The organism is Pseudomonas sp. HMWF021, assembly GCF_003061005.1.
Classification (GTDB): Bacteria; Pseudomonadota; Gammaproteobacteria; order Pseudomonadales; family Pseudomonadaceae; genus Aquipseudomonas.
On record NZ_QAIK01000097.1, the window covers coordinates 1 to 20160 of the forward strand.

Consider the following 20160-nt stretch of genomic DNA (forward strand, 5'->3'; position numbering starts at 1 on the left):
ATAAGAGCGTGTCCCCAACCGCCATCCCCCCTAAAATACCCGCCATTCCCGTTTCGCCCCGCCCGAGGCCGCTTGTTCATGTCCGTTACCGCCCCATCCGCGCCGTCTGCAAAACCAGCGCCCGACCATCACGCCCAGTTCATCGAGCTGCTGCAAACCAGCCTCGAACAGAACGGTTTCATCAAGTTGGTGCTGGCCAAATACGTGGGCGAAGAGGCGGATCTGCAGCGGATCATCATCAAGGCAGTGACGGTCAAGGCGCAGCCTAACCTGTCGTTCGTCTATCGCTACAAGACCCGCGACATCACCAAGAACCTGCCGTTGGCCGAAGGCGTGGCGGTGATTGCCGAGCTGCTGCCGGCGGCGTTCAAAAATGCGCATTTGTTGACCGTCACCGACGAAGCCCAGCTCGAATACAGCAAAAAGGGCAAGTCTTCGCTGTTCAAGAGCAAACCTCAGCAATTGCGTGAAGCGCCGTCCGCCGAGCACAACCGTGAGAAAAACCGCTTTCTCGACCTGAGCCGGCCGTTTCTCAAGGACCTGGGCGTGACCAACGCGCAGCACGAGCTGATCCCGGCGATGTCGCGCAAGTGGAAGCAGATCAACAAGTTCATCGAAGTCTTCAGCCACGCCCTGACCTCGTCACCGCTGGCGCTGGACAAACCGGTGCGGGTGGCGGATTTCGGCTCGGGCAAGGGCTACCTGACGTTCGCGATTCACGATTACCTGCGCAACACGCTCAAGGCCGAAGGTGAAGTCACCGGCGTCGAGCTGCGTGAAGAAATGGTCAACCTGTGCAACGCCGCTGCGGCGAAACTGGAACACCCGGGGCTGGTGTTCAAGTGCGGTGACGTGCGCAGCGTGGCGCCGAGCGAACTGGACGTGATGATCGCCCTGCATGCCTGCGATATCGCCACCGACTACGCGATCCACACCGGCATCCGCTCGGGCGCTTCGATCATCATGTGCTCGCCGTGCTGTCACAAACAGATCCGCCTGCAGATCCAGAGCCCGGCGCTGCTCAAACCGATGCTGCAATACGGTCTGCACCTGGGCCAGCAGGCGGAAATGGTTACCGACAGCCTGCGCGCGCTGTTCCTCGAAGCCTGCGGCTACGAGACCAAAGTGTTCGAGTTCATCTCGCTGGAACACACCAACAAGAACAAGATGATCCTCGCGGTGAAACGCGCCGAGCCGGTGGACCCGGCTCAGTTGCTGGTGAAGATTGCCGAGTTGAAAGCGTTCTACAACATCAGCGAGCACTGCCTGGAAACCCTGCTGCGCGCCGACGGCTTCCTTGCCTGACACCCTGATACTGATCCAGCACAAAACCCTGTAGGAGCTGCGGCACGCTGCGATCTTTTGATCTTTGAAGACAACATCAAAAGATCGCAGCGTGCCGCAGCTCCTACAGGGTTATGCGTGCGTCATGCAGTGGCTGGCTGGGCAGGGCGCACGGCGGTCTTGCGCCCTAGCATCACAGTCGCAATGACCCCACAGGCAAACACCCAGGTGATCGGCTCGACATGTTCACCAAAGAACAGCGCCGAAAACGCGATGGTGAAAAAGATCTGCAGCAACTGGATCTGACTGACCCGCGCGATCCCGCCCATCGCGAGCCCGGCGTACCAGGCGAAGAACCCGAGAAACTGCGAAAACAGCGCCACATAGCCGAACGCCCACCAGGCCTTGGCTGACACAGCACCGTGATGCTGCAGCGCCAGGTATAACACCGGGCCGATCAGCAGCGGGGTCGACAACACCAGCGCCCAGCAGATCACCTGCCAACCACCCATCTCCTTCGCCAGCCGGCCACCCTCGGCATAACCCAGACCGCCCACCGCAATCGCGCCGAGCATCAACAAGTCCCCCGCCTGAATGCTGCCGGCCCCGGTGTACAACGCGTAACCGAGCACCAGCGCACTGCCCAGCGCGGCGCAGGCCCAGAAGGCTTTTGACGGACGCTCGTGTGATAACCACGCCGCATACAGCGCCACGCACAGCGGCTGCAAACCGTTGACCAGCGCGCCATGGGACGCCGGCAAGGTCTGCATGGCCCACGCCGACAGCACGGGAAAGCCGAGAATCACCCCGGCGATCACCAGGCTCAGGCCTTTGATCTGCTGCCAGCTCGGCCACTTCTCGCGCCGCCATAACAACAGCGCCGCCGCCGGAATCGCTGCGAACAGCGCCCGGCCGAGGCCGTTGAGCAGCGGATGCAGTTCCTGCACCACGATGCGGGTGAAGGGCAGGGTCAGGCTGAAAATCACAACCCCGAGCAGGCCGAGGGCCATGCCGGTGTTTTCGCGCGAGGACATGTGAGTGACCAGAATTGAAGGTGACAGGGAAGTGGCTTCATCTAGCCATAAACCGGGCGGCTCGGGCTGTTACAGCTAGGCACAGACTTATCCATACAGTTCGCGGTAACCCCTGTAGGAGCTGCCGAAGGCTGCGATCTTTAAAGGGCAAGATCAACAGATCGCAGCCTTCGGCAGCTCCTACAGGGGACAGGTCGTAGTAGCCGGTTGTTACCCGCCCGAACCGATAAGGTCTACCTTGAATACTCCTGCAAGCCCTTTCCCAGAGGAGTCCTCCCCATGGCCGCGAAAAAGATCCTGATGCTGGTCGGCGATTACGTCGAAGACTATGAAGTGATGGTGCCGTTCCAGGCCCTGCAGATGGTCGGTCACACCGTGCACGCCGTGTGCCCGGACAAGGTCGCGGGCAAGACCGTGCGCACCGCAATCCATGACTTCGAAGGCGACCAGACCTACAGCGAGAAACCCGGACACCTGTTCGCCCTCAACTTCGACTTCGCCAAGGTCGCGGAAGCGGACTACGACGCGCTGCTGATCCCCGGTGGCCGGGCGCCGGAATACCTGCGCCTGAACGAAAAAGTCCTGGAGCTGGTGCGCGCCTTCGACAAGGCCGGCAAGCCGATTGCGGCGGTCTGCCACGGCGCGCAACTGTTGGCGGCGGCGGGTGTTCTCGAAGGGCGCGAATGCAGCGCTTATCCTGCCTGCGCCCCGGAAGTACGACTGGCTGGCGGCACGTTCATCGATATCGCGGTGACCGACGGCCACGTTCAAGGCAATCTGGCGACTGCACCAGCATGGCCGGCGCATCCGAACTGGCTGGCCGGTTTCCTCGGCCTGCTCGGCACCAAGATCACCCTGTAACGAGGATTCGTCCATGTGCGAGCTCTACGTCAAGGCCGACCCGATTCTCTATGAATCCCGCTCGCGCTCGCTGCGCATCTGCGGCGTGGTGACGACGCTGCGCCTGGAAAACCAGTTCTGGGACATCCTCAGCGAAATCGCCGAAGTCGATGGCATGACCACCAACCAGTTGATCGCCAAGCTGTATGAAGAGGTGATGGATTATCGCGGGGAGGTGGTGAATTTTGCTTCGTTTTTGCGGGTGAGCTGTACGCGGTATCTGAGCCAGCGGCGCACGTCTGCGCCGGCGTTGCCGGTGGTACGGGCGGTGAAATGATCGAGCCCGATGGGCCTTGTTCGCGAGCAGGCTCGCTCCCGTTTTTGACCGGTTTCTCAAGTGGAATGCGGTCAACTTCAGGAGCGAGCCTGCTCGCGAAAAGGTCAGATCAGGACTGCAAAATCCGCATCAGAAGAACCGCGTCACACTCACCTTGGCGTTGCGCCCCTGACTGTAGGCACGGTCACCGCTGAGTGCGGGGCGGTAGTCTTCGTTGAACAGGTTGTCGACGGTCAGGTTGACCTCGGTGCCCTTGAGGTACGGCTGCTGCGGTTTCCAGTTGGCGAACAGGCCTTGCACGTTGTAGCGGTCGTTGGCGTACTGGTCGTAGAACACGTCGCCCACGGTGTTTTTGCCCGACCCGTATTTGTCGCTCGGCAGACGATCGGTCTTGCGCACGAATTCACCTTGCCAGCCCACCTGCGCATCCCAGCTCGGAATCTTCACGCCCAACACGGCGATCCACTTGGCTGGCGGGACGTCACGCACCCACACATCCGGCCCCCAGGGATTGGTGTACGCGCCTTCATGGGTGCCGGTCATCCACGAGTAGGACAACGAGCCGAACGCGTAGGTGGAGTCGTAGAAGCTTTCGATTTCGAAGCCCTTGATGGTCAAGCCGCCAATGTTGCGGTAGTTGCCCATCGGCCCCGAGCCCTTGCAGTCCGAGGCAATGGTGCCGCCCTTGATCGCCTGATTTTCGCAGCCGACGCCGGTGGCCTTGAAAATTTCGTCGTCGATCTTGTTGCGAAACAGCGTGGTGCGGATCTGCACGTTGTCGCGGTCCGTGAGCACGTTGGCGAAGTTGCTGATGTTGCCGGCGCGCCAGCCGGTGATGCGCTCCGGGTCGAGGTCGACACTGGTGGCGGTGCGGCTGCCCAGACCCTGGACTTCGTACTGCTCGTCAATCACCGGCGCACGCCAGGTTTTGCTGTAGTCGACGAAGAAACCGACATCCGGAGTCATGCGCCAGAACGCCGACAGGCGTGGCGACCAACCGGTGTAGGTGCGGTCGCTGTAATCGTGACCGAAACTCGGATCCGGGTTGCTGTAGTACGACGCATCGTTGGCTTCGCCCCGATTGCGTACGTGGTCGTAACGCACCGACGGGGTCAGGGTGAAGTCGCCGAGGGTGATCGCGTCTTGCAGGTAGGCGCTGTTGGTGTCGACCTTGCCTTGGGGCATGAAGCTTGGCTGGAAGTGGCCGTAGTTGTATTTCGGCACGTCGTAGGTTTTGCCCGGCATCCACATTTCGGTGTCGCGGCTGTGCTTGCGGATCTGGATGCCACCGGTGACGGCGTGGGCCAGCGGGCCGGTATCGAACAGGCTGATGTTGCTGGCCTCGAGGATGCGGTCCTTGTAGGCGGTGTCCATCTTGCGCCCGCCGGTGGAGGTCTGGAAAAACGCCGTGGCATCACGCTCGTCGGTCTGATCGGTATTGGACTCCGAATAGCTCAGCTTGAAGTCGACCAGTCGGTTGTCCAGCGGCTGATACTGATACTTGGTCGACCAGGTGGTGTCGGTGGTTTCGCGGTTGGCAAGAAAGCGCTTGAGCGCGTTTTCGTAGCCGTACTGTTTGATGTTGGACGCGCTGGGCGGCGTCGGATAGCTGGCCGAGGAGAACGGCGTCCAGCGTTGGCTTTGCGAGCGCGAATACGACAGGCCGACGCTGTGTTCATCGTTCAGGTGCAGGTTGAACTTGAGCAACTGTCCGTCCAGATCCTGCGCGCTGTTGGGCAGGCGCTGCGGGTTGATCGGGTACTGGTTGTCCGGATCGGGCGGGGTTGCGGCCAGTTTCATGTCGCCGCCATCGCGTTTGGTCAGATAGACCAGCGCGTCGGCCCGGCCATCGTCGGTGCGACCGAACACCGCGCCAGTGTACGTCTGCTGATGGTCGTTGCTGGCGTAGCCGTACTTGAGCATGGCGCCGGTGTTGCGGCCTTCTTGCAGCAGGTCCGGCGCGTCTTTGGTTTCCATGTGCACGGTGCCGCCGAAGCCGCCGTTGCCGGTGAGCATCGAGTGCGGACCTTTCTCCACCTCAATGCGTTTGATCAGTTCCGGCTCGATGAAAATCGTGCCTTGCTGATAACGCTCGAAACCACTTTTGGTGGCGCCATCCACCGTCAATGGCACGTCCTCGGCATCGCCCAGGCCCCAGATATTGATGGTCTGGCCACCGGGTTTCATCGAGCCGCCCATGCTCACGCCGGGCAGCGTCGCCAGCAGGCTGGGGATGTTGTTCGGTTGATGGCGGTCGATGTCGGCCTGGGTCAGGGTCGAGCGGCCGACCGTGCTGGAGTCCACTTCGGTGCCGCTGCCGATCACGCTCAGCGCATCGAGCTGGATGCCGTCGCTGCTGCTGGTGAGCGGTTCTTCGGGACGCACGACGTAAGTCTGGTTGACCTTGATCAGGCCGAACGGGCTGTTGCCGAGCAGTTGGCGGATCGCCGTTTCCGCGCTGAACTCACCGTCGATGGCCGGTGCCTTGAGATCGCGCAACTGCGCCTCGTCGAACAGCAACTGGATTTTTGCCTGCCGAGCAATCTCGCTCAGCGACGTCGCCATCGGCTGTGCCGGCAGATGCAGGCTGATGGACTCGGCATGGGCCTGCACGCTCAACGCCAGGCAGGCGGCAAGCAGGGTCGGACGAAGGCCGGTAAGTGGGTACGGCGAAAACACGCGAAACATGGAATCCCCCAAAGTGGCTGAAAGGCCAAAAAAGGCCTGCGTCAGCAACGCAGACCGGAGGAAGACGCGGCAGGCAAAAAAAACCTCACATGCGAATGCAAAATATTCTCATGTGAGGTGTTTCAGCGGTTTTCGATGCGGATGCGGCCGTCGGCCAGGGCCACGGTTTTCACCGGGATCAGTGCGGGGAGGGCATTGATCAGCGCATCCGGATCCTCAACATCAAGGTTGCCGGAGACTCGGATCCGCCCCAGTTGCGGATTGGCCAGCACCACCGGTTGAGCGCGATACAGGTTCAACTCGTCGATCAGGCTGGCCAGTTCACGGTTGCGAAACGCCAGTTGCCCCGTGCGCCAATCGGCCACCTGACTGGCGGCCAGTGTCTGCTGTTGCAGCGAGCCGCTGATGAGATCGGCGGTGGCCTGTTGTTGCGCACCGAGCAGCAGCGGCGCACGGTTGTCTGGTGCAAAGGCCACCTGACCGTGAGCGACACTGACCACCAGTTGACTGTCGCTGCGTCGAACGTCAAAACCGGTGCCGACCACTCGCACGGTCGCATCACCGGTTTGCACCCACAGTGGCCGCTCCCTGTCCGGTGCGACTTCGACGTAGAACTGGCCGCGCTGCAGAACGATCCGCCGCTGATGGCTATCGAAATCCACGTGCAGTTGCGTGTTGGCGTTTACCGACAAGGTGCTGCCGTCGGGCAGTTCGAAGGTCCGCATGCCTTTGGCTTGCGCGCTGATCTGCTGCTGATAAATCCCGTGCGAGGTGCCCAGAGGCGCGGTCAGTACCGCGCAGAGCAACGCCGCCGCAATCGCCAGTGCGGGGCGCCAGTTCGCTTTGGGTTTTTGCGTCTTGAGTGGAATGGGCGGGTTCAGGTGCTGCAGCTCACCCAGATCCGCCCACAGCGCCTCGAATGCCCGATAAGCCCGGGCATGTTCCGGTTCGCGCAACCATTGCTCGAATGCCTGGCGCACGCTGTGGCCCTGCGGCTGACGATTGCGGGTAAACCACGCGGCGGCCTGCGCGTCGATGCTGTCGTCGCCCGGATCGCTGTCGAGTTCGTAAGGGCGGTTCATTCGGGCTGCTCCGTGCCGTTGTCGTTATCCAGGCGTTGCTTGCAATGCATCAGCGCGAAGGCAATGTGTTTTTCCACCATGCTCAGTGAAATCCCCATGCGCGCGGCAATCTGTGCCTGACTCAAGCCTTCGAAGCGGTGCAGCATAAGGGCCTCGCGCCGGCGAGGCGAGAGTTCGGCCAACACTTGCTTCAAATGTTCCAGCCGTTGCTGGCGTTGTGCGGCGGCCATCGGGTCGTGATGTTCGTCAGTCACCGGTTCCACATCGCTATCGTGATTGGGCTGAACAATGTGCCGCACCTTTTGCCTGCGCCAATGATCGCGCAACAGATTGCGCGCCATCTGAAACAGGAACGCGCGCGGCTGCTCGACCTTGGCCCGGTCGCGGTAGTCGAGCCATTGGGTAAACACGTCCTGGGTCATGTCCGCCGCGTCGCTGGGGTTTTCCGTGCGTTTGCGCAGGTAATGCAGGATGTCCCCGTAAAACCGGCGAAATGAATCCGCCGACAGAGGATCGGGCGTGAGGCGGGGCATGGATATCCTTCTTGACGAAGCCGGGCACAGAAAGTCGCGGATGATATCGAGAATTATTGTCATTTGTCATGTTGCCAATAACACCTGGCGTCCCGCAGTGGCTAAACCATCGAAACAGTCTTTACTTTCGAGGGTTCAATCGACAGGAGTGGCAACATGTCCGGATGGTACGAGTTGAATAAAAGCAGCAACGGCCAGTTCAGGTTCGTGCTGAAAGCGGCGAATGCCGAAACGATTCTGACCAGCGAGCTGTACACCACCCGCAGCGCCGCTGAAACCGGCATTGCAGCGGTGCAGACCAACAGCCCGCTGGATGAACGCTACGAGAAGAAATCGACGAAGGACGGCCACCCCTACTTCAATCTGAAGGCCGCCAATCACCAGATCATCGGCAGCAGCGAGTCGTACTCCAATGACGCCGCGTGTGCCAAAGGTATCGCCAGCGTCAAGGCCAACGGGCCGAGCAAAGTGATCAAGGACAAGACCTTGCCGGTGCTCTGAACCCGGCACATCCCTCTGTAGGAGCTGCGGCACGCTGCGATCTTTTGATCTGTAAGGATCAGGATCAAAAGATCGCAGCCTCGTTTCACTCGACAGCTCCTACAGGGTTTTGTGTGTTGCCTGGTATCAGCGCAGGGTCTTGAGGATTGCTTTCATCTGACCTCGCCCAGCCTCGTTCAACGGAAACACCGGCAGCCGCGGATCACCGACCTCCAGCCCCGTCTCGCGTAGCCCGGCCTTGATCGTCGCCGGCAAACCACCCTTGAGAATGAAGTCCAGCAGCGGCAACTGGCGATAGAACAGCTCGCGTGCCCGCGGCAGATCGCCGGCCAGAGTGGCCGCGTACAGATCCAGGTTCAACTGCGGGATCAGGTTCGGCGCGGCGGTGCACCAGCCTCTGGCGCCGGCGGCAAACGCTTCCAGTGCCAGCGGATTGCAGCCGTTGTAGAACGGCACCTGACCGTCGCCCAGCAATTGCAGCTTGTGCATGCGCTGAATGTCGCCGGTGCTCTCCTTGACCATGGTGACGTTGTCCACGCCGTTGACGATGCGCAGAATCAGCTCCACCGACATGTCGGTGCCGCTGGTGGCCGGGTTGTTGTAGAGCATGATCGGCACGCCGATGCTGTCGCCGATGGCGCGGTAATGGGCGAGGATTTCCGCTTCGCTGAGCTTCCAGTAAGAGGCCGGCAGCACCATCACCACGTCGGCGCCGTGGGCTTCGGCAAAGCGTGCGCGGCGTACGGCTTTGGCGGTGGTCAGGTCGGACACGCTGACGATGGTCGGCACCCGTTTGGCGACGTGCTTGATGCTGAACTCGGCGACCTGATCCCATTCTGCATCGCTCAGGTAAGCGCCTTCGCCGGTGCTGCCCAGCGGCGCGATGGCGTGGACTCCGCTGTCGATCAGGCGATCGATGGATTGGCCGAGGGCTGGCAGATCGAGGCCTTCGCCGTTGGCGCCGAACGGGGTGATGGTGTAGCCGATGATGCCGTGAATGTTGGACATGCTGTGTCTCCTTGAAAAGCTGAAATCAGTTCAGGCAATCGGCGTGCTGGCGCAGGTTCTGCCGGGCGTAGTAGTTGAAAGCGGCGGCGTGGCGTTTGGGTTTCGACACCCAGTCATGGGCCTCGCGACCCAGCGCCGGAATGATCGGCTTGATGTTGCCGGCCGCCATCGCCAGCAGTTGTAACTTCGCTGCGCGCTCGATCAATTGGGCGATGACGCAGGCCTCTTCGATCGTGCTTCCAGTCGACAACTGGCCGTGGTGCGACAGCAGAATCGCGCGCTTGTCGCCCAGTGCCCCGGCGATCAGTTCGCCTTCTTCGTTACCCACCGGCACCCCCGGCCAGCCTTCGAGAAACGCGCAGTCGTCGTACAGCGGGCACAGATCCATGTGGGAGATTTCCAACGGCACTTCCAGCATCGACAACGCGGCGATGTGCGTCGGGTGGGTGTGGATGATGCAGTTCAGGTCCGGCCGGGCGCGGTAGACCCAGCTGTGGAAACGGTTGGCCGGGTTGGCCATGCCGTGCCCTTCGAGCACTTCCAGGTCTTCGTTGACCAGCAGCAGATTGCTCGCGGTGATTTCATCGAAACCCAGGCCCAGTTGTTGAGTGTAATAGGTTCCCGGTTGTGGGCCGCGAGCGGTGATTTGTCCGGCCAGACCGGAGTCGTGACCGCTCTCGAACAGGATCCGGCAGGTCAGCGCCAGCTTTTGCCGGTCAGTCCACGTATTATCCGCCAGGGTGTTTTGCATCTGGGTCAGCGCTTGCTTGACCAGTTGCTCTTTGGGTAGTGCTAATGTCTTGGCCATGTCTGTGTCCTTTGGGTGATTGCAAATGACACTAAAGAGCCTATATGACACAAAGTGTCATAAGCAAGCATGAATCGTCGTTTCCTTGATGGAATAACTGCTGCGCATGTCTATCCGTTTGAAATTATTAAGAAAAAAACTTGGCGTAACCCTTGAGGCACTGGCCGAAAAATCCGGCATGACCAAGAGTTATCTGTCGAAAGTCGAACGCGGGTTGAATACCCCGTCGATCGCGGCCGCCCTGAAACTGGCGAAAGCGCTGAACGTGAAGGTCGAGGAACTGTTCTCCGAAGACAACGTCAGCCTCGACAGCTACAGCCTGGTGCGCAGTCACGAACGCCAGTCACTGGCGGCCAACGATCAGAGCCCGGGCTATGCGGTGCTGGCGCATCAGGTCAGTGAACGCAACCTGCTGCCATTCATCATCTACCCGCCGAGCGAGTTCACCGACAAGACCTTCAAGGAGCATTTGGGCGAGGAGTTTCTGTTCGTCCATGAAGGGCAGGTGGAAGTGGATTTCATGAACGAGAAAGTGTTGCTGGAGCGCGGCGATGCGCTGCATTTCAACGCGCAGAAGCCGCATCGGATCAGATCGGTGGGCGAGGTGCAGGCGCAGTTGCTGGTGGTGGTGCACAGTACCGAAGAGTGAACGTTAAAATCAAAAGATCGCAGCCTGCGGCAGCTCCTACGCCGATCTCTGTAGGAGCTGCCGCAGGCTGCGATCTTTTGATCTTGCTTAAACCTCGACGGGCACCGAAAGCTTCGGATTCCCCAACGCATGCGTCTTCGCATCAAAAAACCGCAACGCAACGCCGGTCCCTTCGAACACCTTCGCGTAATGGCGCTTCTGATGCTGAATGAACGCCGCACTGCGCGGATAAATCGAGATCGCCACGGTCGCAGGTTTTGCCAGGCGTAGCGCCCGCACGATGTGCACATCCTGCTCGCCCAGCGCATGCCCGAAGATGCACAGGTTGTGCGCGTGCCCCAATAACTGCTCATAACAGAATGACAGATAATCCGAACTGCGGATGGTCTTGAGCTTGTCCGCGCTCGGCCCTTCGGTGACGAACAGCGGCACATCATCCAGGGTCTTGATCGTATTGTTGATCGCGAAACTGCCGAGCAGGGTGCCCTCGGTCGAGGTCAGTTTGCGCGCGGTGCCGTCCTGATTGCGCACCAGATGCAAGCCGCCGTGCAGGTACAGCAGACGCGGTTTGGCGCTGGTGCTGTCGCTCAGGTCAAAACTGGCGTCGGGGCCGTTGAACAGATCGTCGATGGCTTCGCTTTTGTGTTGCAGCGCCCAGTAATTGAGCAGGTCGTAATTGGTGGTGAACACCGTGCGGTAACGCGCCAGCTCGTCGTTGAGCGTCGCCAGCGTCGAGACCTGCACCAGTCGCCACGGAATGTGCACCGCGTGCACGGTGTTGATCAGCGCTTCCTTGATCGCGTAGTAGCGATTGCGCGGTGCGGCGGAACTGACGGCCAGCGCCTTGTTGACCCGGCTGGTGGTTTTCAGCGCGCCGAGCACCTGCTCGAAGCTGCGCGTCTGCATCGCATCGAACACGCTCAGTTCCGACGGACTCAGCGGTTTCTCCTCCACGGTGCGGGCGTTTTCGAACAGCGAGTCGTAGCCGAAATCGTCCCACACCGCGCGGCTGGCGCCATTGCCCACCAGCAGACCGTTGAAGTCGGCGCTGGCGCGCAGGGCGTTCCAGTCTTCGAGGGTGGCATCGACATCCAGAAAATCGCTCATTGCTTGGCACATCTCAAAACATAGGGGCTGATGGACGGCGACTTTATCACGAGCGGGCATTGAGCCAGATCAACATCGCCGGTGACCGATCGGTCGATCCTGTGTGCATCCGCCGGATCGCGGCAGTCGATTCGGCCCCAGTCAGGAGACGCGCATGAGCAGCACTTTTTTCATTCCGGCGGTAAACATCATGGGCAACGGATGCCTGGACGAGGCCATGGTTGCGATCCGCAACTACGGTTTTCGCAAGGCGCTGATCGTCACTGATACGGGGCTGGTCAAGGCTGGCGTGGCAACCATGGTCGCCGAGAAACTGGCGATGCAGGACATCGATTCGGTGATTTTCGATGGCGCCAAACCGAACCCGAGCATCGCTAACGTCGAGTCCGGTCTGGCGCTGCTGAAGGACAGTCGATGTGATTTCGTGGTGTCGCTGGGCGGTGGTTCGCCCCATGACTGCGCCAAGGGCATCGCCCTGTGCGCGACCAACGGCGGGCAGATCCGCGATTACGAAGGCGTCGATCAATCGAGCAAGCCGCAGTTGCCGCTGATCGCCATCAACACCACCGCCGGCACCGCCAGCGAGATGACTCGTTTCTGCATCATCACCGACGAGTCGCGCCACGTGAAAATGGCCATCGTCGACCGCAACGTCACGCCGCTGCTTTCGGTCAACGACCCGGCGCTGATGGTCGCCATGCCGAAAAACCTGACTGCCGCCACCGGCATGGACGCGCTGACCCACGCCATCGAAGCCTACGTTTCGACCGCCGCCAACCCGATCACCGACGCCTGTGCGCTGAAGGCCATGACCCTGATCAGCAACAACCTGCGCCTGGCCGTGCGTGACGGCAGCGACCTCGCGGCGCGGGAGAACATGGCTTATGCGCAGTTCCTCGCCGGCATGGCGTTCAACAACGCGTCGCTCGGTTATGTGCACGCCATGGCCCACCAGTTGGGTGGTTTCTACGACTTGCCCCACGGCGTGTGCAATGCCGTGTTGCTGCCCCATGTGCAGACGTTCAACGCGCTGGTCTGTGCGGACCGCTTGACGGATGTGGCCCACGCCATGGGCGCTGATATTCGCGGTTTCAGCCCGGAAGAGGGCGCTCAAGCGGCAATCAACGCGATCCGTTGCCTGGCCAGGGACGTCGAGATTCCTGGCGGTCTGCGCGAACTCGGCGCCAGGCTCAGCGACATTCCGGTGCTTGCAGGCAATGCGCTGAAAGACGCGTGCGGACTGACCAATCCTCGGGCGGCGGATCAGCGCCAGATCGAGGAGATTTTCCGCAACGCGTTTTGAGCGAGTGTGGCCGGGTGAACAGTCTTAACGAGGCTGTTTGCCCTTTTCACCAACGCTAACCGTAAATGTCCGCATGCGTGCCCAGTCTGATTTTTTGCCGTTGACACGCTGGATGGCCGAAATCCGATGCTCGCCGAGAGAAAAACTGACGGGCGTTTCTGTGACCCAGTGGCCCTCCGTGTCAACCACTGCGTATGCAATCCAGAGATCCCTGTCCAGATCAAGGATGTCAACCATGCCCCCGGGTTGTCGGGCGTCTCCTTTGAAGATTACAGGCTGATCCAGCGACTCACCCTCTCGGGGTTCGCTTATCGCCGGCACGTCGAGCCCCGCCTCAAGATCCACGTCGAATGAGCGATGTTCGCTCCAGGACGATTCAACCTCGTTGAAGGTCTGGCGAGCCTTGATCACATGGGGGCCTGCCGCCAGGTCACCACTGACACTGAATGCCCAGCGCCCGTTTTTGTTGATTCTGCCTTTGCCGTGCAATTGGGTTTCGTCGCTGCTCCAGACCTCGACATCGGCCTCAGGGATACCGCTGCCGAGCAGGAGTGTTGACGGTTTGCGGATTTCTCCCGGTTCGGGATAGATCATATAGGGTGCCGGCCACGGCTCAAGGAGGGCTTGCTGTTGCGTTTTTCGCTCTTTGGTCACGTTCATGTCCGCCTTCTGTTGCTGATCGTTTTGAAGCGAAAGACTGGCATGGGATTCTCTGAGGCGAACCTGTAAGAACTACCAGTCTTTTAGACTTGATTGAAGGTGATTCAATTGCGCTTTGTTCTAAACAACTGTCATTTCTGTCAGTTGCCCAGTGTGGCTGCTTCGGATCGAATGCGTGGACACGACTTCGACCTCTCGAGGAGCAGACGAACATGCCGAAAGCCAACGGACGTACAGCACAATCAGCAGGTGAGCTGGATCAGACCTTTGCCCACTCAGGCCTGCAAACATTGCGGTTTCCTGCCGCGCGACAAACCATCGGCAAAAGTCTCGCAGTGCTGCCCTCGGGAAAGATCATCGTCAGTACAACCGTTATCGATGCATCGGGAGCATCGTTTTACGGCCTGGCGCGACTGCTTGCGGACGGTCATCTCGATACCCGTTTCGGTCAGGACGGATACCTTCGCGGCCAGTTTGTCAGTGGTCGATTATCACAAGGCGGCAATCTGGTCCTCGACGCCAGCGGTGCTTTCTGGATGTGCGCAATGCTTGCAGATGAATCAGGCAAGCCCCAGCAAATCATTGCTCGATTCAACGCCGACGGTACGCCAGATACGGAATTCGGTGATGGACAGTCTGGCTACCGGATCGTGCCGATGCGCCTTCCCGAACTTTACAATTCCGCGGGCGGCCACCTGATACTGGCGCAATCGACGCCAGCGATACCCACACCGGACAGATTGATTTTCGTCACTTCCCAAAAGGGGAGCGGGTTATTGACGCGACTTTTTCTGGATGGCAAAGACGACAGCGGTTTTGCTGACAATGGCTGGATTCCCCTGACGCTTGCGAGGGTGGCGATCACGTTGCACGGGGTCAGGCAGTTGAGCGATGGGCAGATTCTTGTTCATGGCAAGACCGAGGGAACCAATCAGGGGCTGGTCTTTGCTTACGACTGTTCCGGGAAGGTTGCCAAGTCGTTTGGCAAGGACGGTACGCTGCTGCTGAGTCTGCACAATGCCGGCGTACCGCTCGACAGCTCAGTGAATAGCATCGTTGCGCAATCGGCGCAGCGTTTGTTGTTGATCGGATCTGCCGTCGAGTCGTCTGCAGGAGAGAAACATCAGCATGGCTTGATCAGCGCGATCACCCGTGAGGGTGGGGCTGATCCAGCGTTCAACGGCGGGGAGCCCGTCATCACCGCTGCAAGGCAGCCGCTGGATCTTAAAAGCTGGAGCGCAGGGTTTGCGCTGGATGACTTCCCCGGTCCGCGAATTGTCACGGTCGGGCAGACCTCCGAAGGTGAGCGACGGTTACTCACGGGAGGCTTTCTGGTTGATGGTGCGGTGGATCCTGAATTCGATGTCGAAGGCGCCGCCGGTATCGAGTGGATAGCGCAGGATGCCTGTTTGCAGGGCTCGTCGGTACTGGTGCTGGGACATAAAAATGAAGCAGCTCACCTGGTGCGATTATTGACAACGGCAAGCTGACGGGGGAATCGCAGTGTAAACGGGATTCGAATCCGGGCTATCCTGCCGGCTCGGACGAACCCCAGTCAGCGAGCCTTCCATGCTGCAAAAAAGCCTGATCCGCCGTCTCGACCTGATCACCCTGCAACTGTTTGTCGCCGTGCACGAGGAGGGCACGCTGACCCGTGCGGCCTCGCGCGAAGCCATCGCGGTGTCGGCGGCCAGCAAGCGCCTGCTGGAGCTGGAAGAGGCGCTGGGCATCAGCCTGTTTGTGCGTCAGGCCAAGGGCATGACGCTGACGGCGGCCGGTGAAACGCTGCTGCACCATGCCCGGCAGATGCTCTTCAATGTCGAGAAAATGGGCCTCGAACTGGGCGAGCACAGCCATGGCGTGCGCGGCTATGTGCGCATGCTGGCGAACCTTTCGGCGATCATTCAATTCCTGCCCGAAGACCTGCGCGATTTCTCCGCGCAGCATCCTCAGGTCAAGACCGACCTTGAAGAGCGGCCCAGCGCCGGGGTCATTCAAGGCGTGCTCGACGGGGTTGCGGATCTGGGCATCTGCTCCAATGACAGTGACATCAAGAGCCTGCACAGCGTGGTGTACCGCCAGGACAAACTGGTGGTGGTGATGCTGCCGGAACATCCGTTGGCCAGCCGTTCCCGCGTGGCGTTCAGCGAAACCCTGGACAGTGATTACGTCGGTCTGCACGCGGCCAGTTCGATCAACATGCGCACCCACGCAGCGGCGCGTCAGGCCGGCAAGGTGCTGCGCATTCGCATTCATGTGCCGGGGTTCGACGCGGTGTGCCGGATGGTCCAGGCCAACATGGGCATCGGTATTTTGCCGCAGCGTGCCTATGAGTTGTTTGGTCAGGCACTGGGCCTGCACGCGGTGCCGTTGACGGATGCGTGGTCGGACCGTGAGTTGATCGTGGTGGTGCGCGATGAGGCGGGGTTGTCGCCGGTGAGCCGGATGTTATTCGAGCATTTGCGTCGGTAGGACTTCTGGATTTTCAGTGAGTGATCTGGCCTCTTCGCGAGCAGGCTCGCTCCCACCTGACCTTGATTCCTGTGGGAGCGGGCTTGCCCGCGAAGGCGGCTTCAAATCAAACCCCCGTCGAGCGTTCGCATTTCGCGAACGCCCATTGCCGAGAGAAGGCTGGATTGCCCGATCATCGTTCCTCTAGCCTTGGCCACCTATTCCAAGAACAAGAGGTACTGCGCGATGACTGCCCCCTTGAGTGCGATCAAAGTGATCGAGATCGGCACCCTGATTGCCGCCCCTTTTGCCGCGCGCATGCTTGCCGAGTTCGGCGCCGAAGTGATCAAGATCGAAAACCTGGGCCAGGGCGATCCGCTGCGCAAATGGCGCAAGCTGCACGAAGGCACTTCGCTGTGGTGGTACCTGCAGTCGCGCAACAAGAAATCCCTGGCACTCAATCTCAAGTCCGCCGAAGGCATCGAACTGGTCAAGCAACTGGCGAGCGACGCCGACGTGATCATCGAAAACCTGCGCCCCGGTGCCCTGGAAAAACTCGGTCTGGGCTGGGACGTTCTGCATGCGCTGAACCCCGACCTGACCCTGGTGCGCATTTCCGGTTACGGCCAGACCGGCCCGTATCGCGACCGTCCCGGTTTCGGTGCGATTGGCGAGGCGATGGGCGGCATCCGTTACACCACCGGCACACCCGGCTCGCCACCGGCGCGGGTCGGCGTCAGCCTCGGCGATTCGCTGGCCTCGCTGCACGCGGTGATCGGCGCACTGATGGCGTTGCTGGTGGTCAAGACCGGGCAGGGCGGCGGGCAAGTGGTCGATGTCTCGCTGGCCGAAAGCGTGTTCAACGTCATGGAAAGTCTGGTGCCGGAATACGACATGCTCGGGCATGTCCGCGAACGCAGCGGCGGCGCCTTGCCGGGGATTGCGCCGTCCAACACCTACCTCACGGCCGATGGTGCCTACGTGGTGATTGCCGGCAACAGCGACCCGATCTACAAGCGCCTGATGCACACCATCGGCCGCGCAGATCTGGCCGATGCCGAAGAATTCGCCCACAACGACGGCCGTGCGGCGCAGAGCGGTCTGCTCGACGCGGCGATCACCCACTGGACCAGCAGCCTGCCGATCGACGAGGTGCTCGCGGCGCTTGAAGCCGCCGAAGTCCCCGCAGGGCGCATCTATTCGGTGGCCGACATCGTGGCTGATCCGCATTACCAGGCGCGTGACATGTTGCTCGATGCCGACCTGCCCGGTGGCGCAACGGTGAAAATGCCGGGCATCGTGCCCAAGCTCTCGCAAACCCCCGGCGAGGTGAAATGGTCAGGCCCCGGGCTCGGCCAGCACACCGATACTGTACTGGCCGGCCTGGGCCTGACTGAACCCGATATTCAACGCCTGAAAAGCCAAGGGGTGGTGCAATGATTTCCGACTATTCGCAAACCCTGATCGTCCAGGAAGTGTCGCCACGCGACGGCTTGCAAATCGAGCCGACCTGGGTGGAAACCGCTGACAAGATCGCCCTGATCGATCAGTTGTCCCGGGCCGGGTTCAGCCGCATCGAGGCGGGTTCGTTCGTGTCGCCAAGTGCCATTCCGGCATTGCGTGACGGCGAGCAAGTCTTCACCGGCATCGAGCGTCAGCCCGGGGTTGTTTACGTCGCATTGATCCCCAACCTCAAAGGCGCGCAGCGCGCACTGCAGGCGCGCGCCGATGAACTGAATCTGGTGATGTCCGCCAGCCAGACGCACAACCTGGCCAACATGCGCATGCGCTGTGAGGCTTCGCTGGCGGCGTTCGGCGATATTGTCGCGTTCACCAGCGGCACCGGCGTGCAACTCAATGGCAGCATCGCCACCACCTTCGGTTGCCCTTTCGAAGGCAGGATCGACGAGGATCGCGTGCTGCAGATTGTCGAGGCTTATCAGGAGCTCGGCATCCGTGGCATCACCCTCGCCGACACCACCGGCATGGCCAATCCGCGACAGGTGGATCGACTGGTGCGCCGCGTGTTGCAGCGGGTTTCACCGGCGGACCTGACCCTGCATTTCCACAACACCCGAGGTCTGGGATTGTGCAATGTGCTGGCAGCCTATGAGGCCGGCGCGCGGCGTTTCGATGCCGCGCTGGGTGGCCTCGGTGGGTGCCCGTTTGCCCCCGGTGCGTCGGGCAATATCTGCACCGAAGACCTGGTGAACCTGTGCGATGAGATCGGCATTCATACCGGCATCGACTTGCCGCTGCTGCTGAAACTGTCCCGAGGTTTGCCCGAGCTGCTGGGCCACGAAGTCCCCGGTCAACTGGCCAAGGCTGGCCGTAATTGCGACCTGCACCCGATCCCCACCTGAACACACGAAGCCCTCCTGTAGGCGTGAGCCTGCTCGCGATAGCGGTATATCAACCACCGCACAGATTGCCTGACACACCTCAATCGCGAGCAGCCTCACCCACAGTTCAAAACCCGAACCAGACAACAAAAACAATCGGACGCCCACCGGCAGTCCGCCTGGAGAAACGCTATGAACCTCAACGCAATAGAGGCGCACGCCAGTTCGTCCGTCGATCACGATGCCGAAAAAGCCCTGGTCAGCAAAGTCGCCTGGCGCCTGATGCCACTGATCATGGTCTGCTACCTGTTCGCCTTTTTCGACCGCATCAACATCAGCTTCGCCAAGTTCCAGTTGCAGGCCGATCTGAGTTTGAGCGACACCGCCTATGGCCTCGGCGCAGGGCTGTTCGTGGTCGGTTACGTGCTGTTCGAAGTGCCCAGCAACATGATGCTGTACAAGGTCGGCGCGCGGCGCTGGATTGCCCGGATCATGATGTCCTGGGGCGTGGCGACGGCGCTGATGGTGTTCGTCACCAGCGAATGGCAGTTCTACGCGCTGCGTTTTCTGATCGGCGCGATGGAGGCCGGTTTCGCGCCGGGCGTGCTGTACTACCTGACACTGTGGTTTCCCCAGCACTTCCGTGGGCGCATCACCTCGATGCTGTTTCTCGCGTCGGCATTCGCCGGTCTGGTCGGCGCGCCGTTCTCCGGGCTGGTGCTGGAACACCTCGACGGGGTTCTGCAGATGCGCGGCTGGCACTGGCTGTTCCTGCTCGGCGGCGTGCCGTGCGTAGGCCTCGGTTTTCTGGTGCTGACCCTGCTCAAGGATCGCATCGAGGACGCTCACTGGCTCAGCGCGCAAGAGAAACAACTGCTCGCCAGCCGTATCGCCCAGCATGAACCGCACAAGAGCGGTGGCTCCTTGCTGGCAGCGTTGAAGATCCCCGGTTTTCTTACCTTGGGGCTGATCTATTTCCTGATCCAGGTGGCGTCCTACGGCCTGAATTTCTGGGCGCCGCAACTGATCCGCAGCGCCGGCACCGAGAGCCCGGTGATGATCGGTCTGCTGACGGCCATTCCCTATGTTTGCGGCGCGATCAGCATGGTGGTGATCGGACGTCTTTCAGACGCTACCGGTGAGCGACGCAAGTTTGTCGCAGGCCTGGTGATCGTTGGTGCAATCGGCTTCTTCAGCGCCGGGATATTCGCCAGCCACACCACGTTCCTGATCGTCGCGCTCGGCTTGCTGGGTGCCGGTATCATCGCCTCGATTCCAAGCTTCTGGACCCTGCCGCCGAAGCTGCTCGCCGGTGCTGGCGCCGGCGCGGCAGGCGGGATTGCGGTGATCAACACGCTCGGGCAGTTCGGCGGCATCGTCAGCCCGGTGATGGTCGGGCGGATCAAGGACCTGACAGGCAGCACCACACCGGCCCTTTATGTGATCGGCGTGGCCGCGCTGATTGCCGCCGCGTTGCTGTTGTGGGGGTTGCCGCAGAAACTGCGCACGCTCGACAAGCATTGAGGTTGCAGG

At 60.8% G+C, this 20160-nt stretch carries 19 protein-coding genes; 11 read left to right on the top strand and 8 right to left on the bottom strand.

Annotated features, from left to right (window positions below; translation table 11 throughout):
- The first annotated feature begins 78 nt into the window (after positions 1-78).
- Complete coding sequence (locus DBR18_RS13070) at positions 79-1305, top strand: SAM-dependent methyltransferase (protein WP_108590622.1); 1227 nt, start codon at positions 79-81, stop codon at positions 1303-1305.
- 122 nt (positions 1306-1427) lie between these two features.
- Here the strand turns inward: DBR18_RS13070 and DBR18_RS13075 are convergent, their stop codons facing one another.
- On the bottom strand, positions 1428-2318 hold the full coding sequence (locus tag DBR18_RS13075) for a DMT family transporter (RefSeq protein WP_108590623.1): 891 nt from the start codon (positions 2316-2318) through the stop codon (positions 1428-1430).
- 279 nt (positions 2319-2597) lie between these two features.
- Between DBR18_RS13075 and DBR18_RS13080 the strand changes: the two genes are divergently transcribed.
- Together DBR18_RS13080 and DBR18_RS13085 are read left to right on the top strand one after the other, a co-directional pair.
- A complete protein-coding gene (locus DBR18_RS13080) occupies positions 2598-3179 on the top strand; it encodes a DJ-1/PfpI family protein (RefSeq protein ID WP_108590624.1) in 582 nt (193 codons plus the stop codon).
- Positions 3180-3192: 13 nt separating this feature from the next.
- On the top strand, positions 3193-3495 hold the full coding sequence (locus tag DBR18_RS13085; RefSeq protein WP_108590625.1) for a ribbon-helix-helix domain-containing protein: 303 nt from the start codon (positions 3193-3195) through the stop codon (positions 3493-3495).
- A 129-nt stretch (positions 3496-3624) separates the two neighbouring features.
- Here DBR18_RS13085 and DBR18_RS13090 read toward each other — a convergent pair whose 3' ends face one another.
- From DBR18_RS13090 to DBR18_RS13100, 3 genes are all read right to left on the bottom strand, one after another.
- On the bottom strand, positions 3625-6183 hold the full coding sequence (locus DBR18_RS13090) for a TonB-dependent receptor (RefSeq protein WP_108590626.1): 2559 nt from the start codon (positions 6181-6183) through the stop codon (positions 3625-3627).
- Between the two features lie 122 nt (positions 6184-6305).
- Positions 6306-7265, bottom strand: coding sequence for a FecR domain-containing protein (locus DBR18_RS13095; RefSeq protein ID WP_108590627.1), 960 nt, complete (start codon positions 7263-7265; stop codon positions 6306-6308).
- A complete protein-coding gene (locus tag DBR18_RS13100) occupies positions 7262-7798 on the bottom strand; it encodes an RNA polymerase sigma factor (RefSeq protein ID WP_007963226.1) in 537 nt (178 codons plus the stop codon). The genes DBR18_RS13095 and DBR18_RS13100 overlap by 4 nt, the downstream gene beginning before the upstream one ends.
- A gap of 156 nt (positions 7799-7954) precedes the next feature.
- On the opposite strand from DBR18_RS13100, the gene DBR18_RS13105 reads away from it, so the two are divergent.
- Complete coding sequence (locus DBR18_RS13105; protein ID WP_108590628.1) at positions 7955-8299, top strand: YegP family protein; 345 nt, start codon at positions 7955-7957, stop codon at positions 8297-8299.
- A gap of 126 nt (positions 8300-8425) precedes the next feature.
- On the opposite strand, the gene DBR18_RS13110 is transcribed toward DBR18_RS13105, so the two are convergent.
- Positions 8426-9307 (bottom strand): dihydrodipicolinate synthase family protein, encoded by an 882-nt coding sequence (locus tag DBR18_RS13110; protein ID WP_108590629.1) that lies wholly within the window; start codon positions 9305-9307, stop codon positions 8426-8428.
- A gap of 25 nt (positions 9308-9332) precedes the next feature.
- Positions 9333-10115 (bottom strand): aldolase, encoded by a 783-nt coding sequence (locus tag DBR18_RS13115; RefSeq protein WP_108590630.1) that lies wholly within the window; start codon positions 10113-10115, stop codon positions 9333-9335.
- Between the two features lie 106 nt (positions 10116-10221).
- On the opposite strand from DBR18_RS13115, the gene DBR18_RS13120 reads away from it, so the two are divergent.
- Positions 10222-10764 carry a helix-turn-helix domain-containing protein gene (locus tag DBR18_RS13120; RefSeq protein ID WP_108590631.1) on the top strand — a complete coding sequence of 181 codons (543 nt, stop codon included), beginning with the start codon at positions 10222-10224 and terminating at the stop codon, positions 10762-10764.
- Between the two features lie 87 nt (positions 10765-10851).
- Here the strand turns inward: DBR18_RS13120 and DBR18_RS13125 are convergent, their stop codons facing one another.
- A complete protein-coding gene (locus DBR18_RS13125) occupies positions 10852-11871 on the bottom strand; it encodes a DUF4917 family protein (RefSeq protein ID WP_108590632.1) in 1020 nt (339 codons plus the stop codon).
- 154 nt (positions 11872-12025) lie between these two features.
- Between DBR18_RS13125 and yiaY the strand changes: the two genes are divergently transcribed.
- The gene (yiaY, locus tag DBR18_RS13130; protein ID WP_108590633.1) at positions 12026-13174 is read left to right on the top strand and encodes an L-threonine dehydrogenase; all 1149 of its coding nucleotides are present in this window, start codon (positions 12026-12028) and stop codon (positions 13172-13174) included.
- A 24-nt stretch (positions 13175-13198) separates the two neighbouring features.
- Here the strand turns inward: yiaY and DBR18_RS13135 are convergent, their stop codons facing one another.
- Positions 13199-13834, bottom strand: a complete 636-nt coding sequence (locus DBR18_RS13135) for a hypothetical protein (protein ID WP_108590634.1) — start codon at positions 13832-13834, stop codon at positions 13199-13201.
- A 212-nt stretch (positions 13835-14046) separates the two neighbouring features.
- Between DBR18_RS13135 and DBR18_RS13140 the strand changes: the two genes are divergently transcribed.
- From DBR18_RS13140 to DBR18_RS13160, 5 genes are all read left to right on the top strand, one after another.
- The gene (locus tag DBR18_RS13140; RefSeq protein ID WP_108590635.1) at positions 14047-15324 is read left to right on the top strand and encodes a hypothetical protein; all 1278 of its coding nucleotides are present in this window, start codon (positions 14047-14049) and stop codon (positions 15322-15324) included.
- A 79-nt stretch (positions 15325-15403) separates the two neighbouring features.
- Complete coding sequence (locus tag DBR18_RS13145; protein ID WP_108590636.1) at positions 15404-16306, top strand: LysR family transcriptional regulator; 903 nt, start codon at positions 15404-15406, stop codon at positions 16304-16306.
- A 225-nt stretch (positions 16307-16531) separates the two neighbouring features.
- Complete coding sequence (locus DBR18_RS13150) at positions 16532-17725, top strand: CaiB/BaiF CoA-transferase family protein (RefSeq protein WP_108590637.1); 1194 nt, start codon at positions 16532-16534, stop codon at positions 17723-17725.
- Entirely contained in the window at positions 17722-18648 is a 927-nt protein-coding gene (locus DBR18_RS13155; protein WP_108590638.1) for a hydroxymethylglutaryl-CoA lyase, read from the top strand. Before DBR18_RS13150 ends, DBR18_RS13155 begins: the two co-directional genes overlap by 4 nt.
- Before the next feature lie 171 nt (positions 18649-18819).
- Positions 18820-20151, top strand: a complete 1332-nt coding sequence (locus tag DBR18_RS13160) for an MFS transporter (protein WP_108590639.1) — start codon at positions 18820-18822, stop codon at positions 20149-20151.
- Positions 20152-20160: the final 9 nt, after the last annotated feature.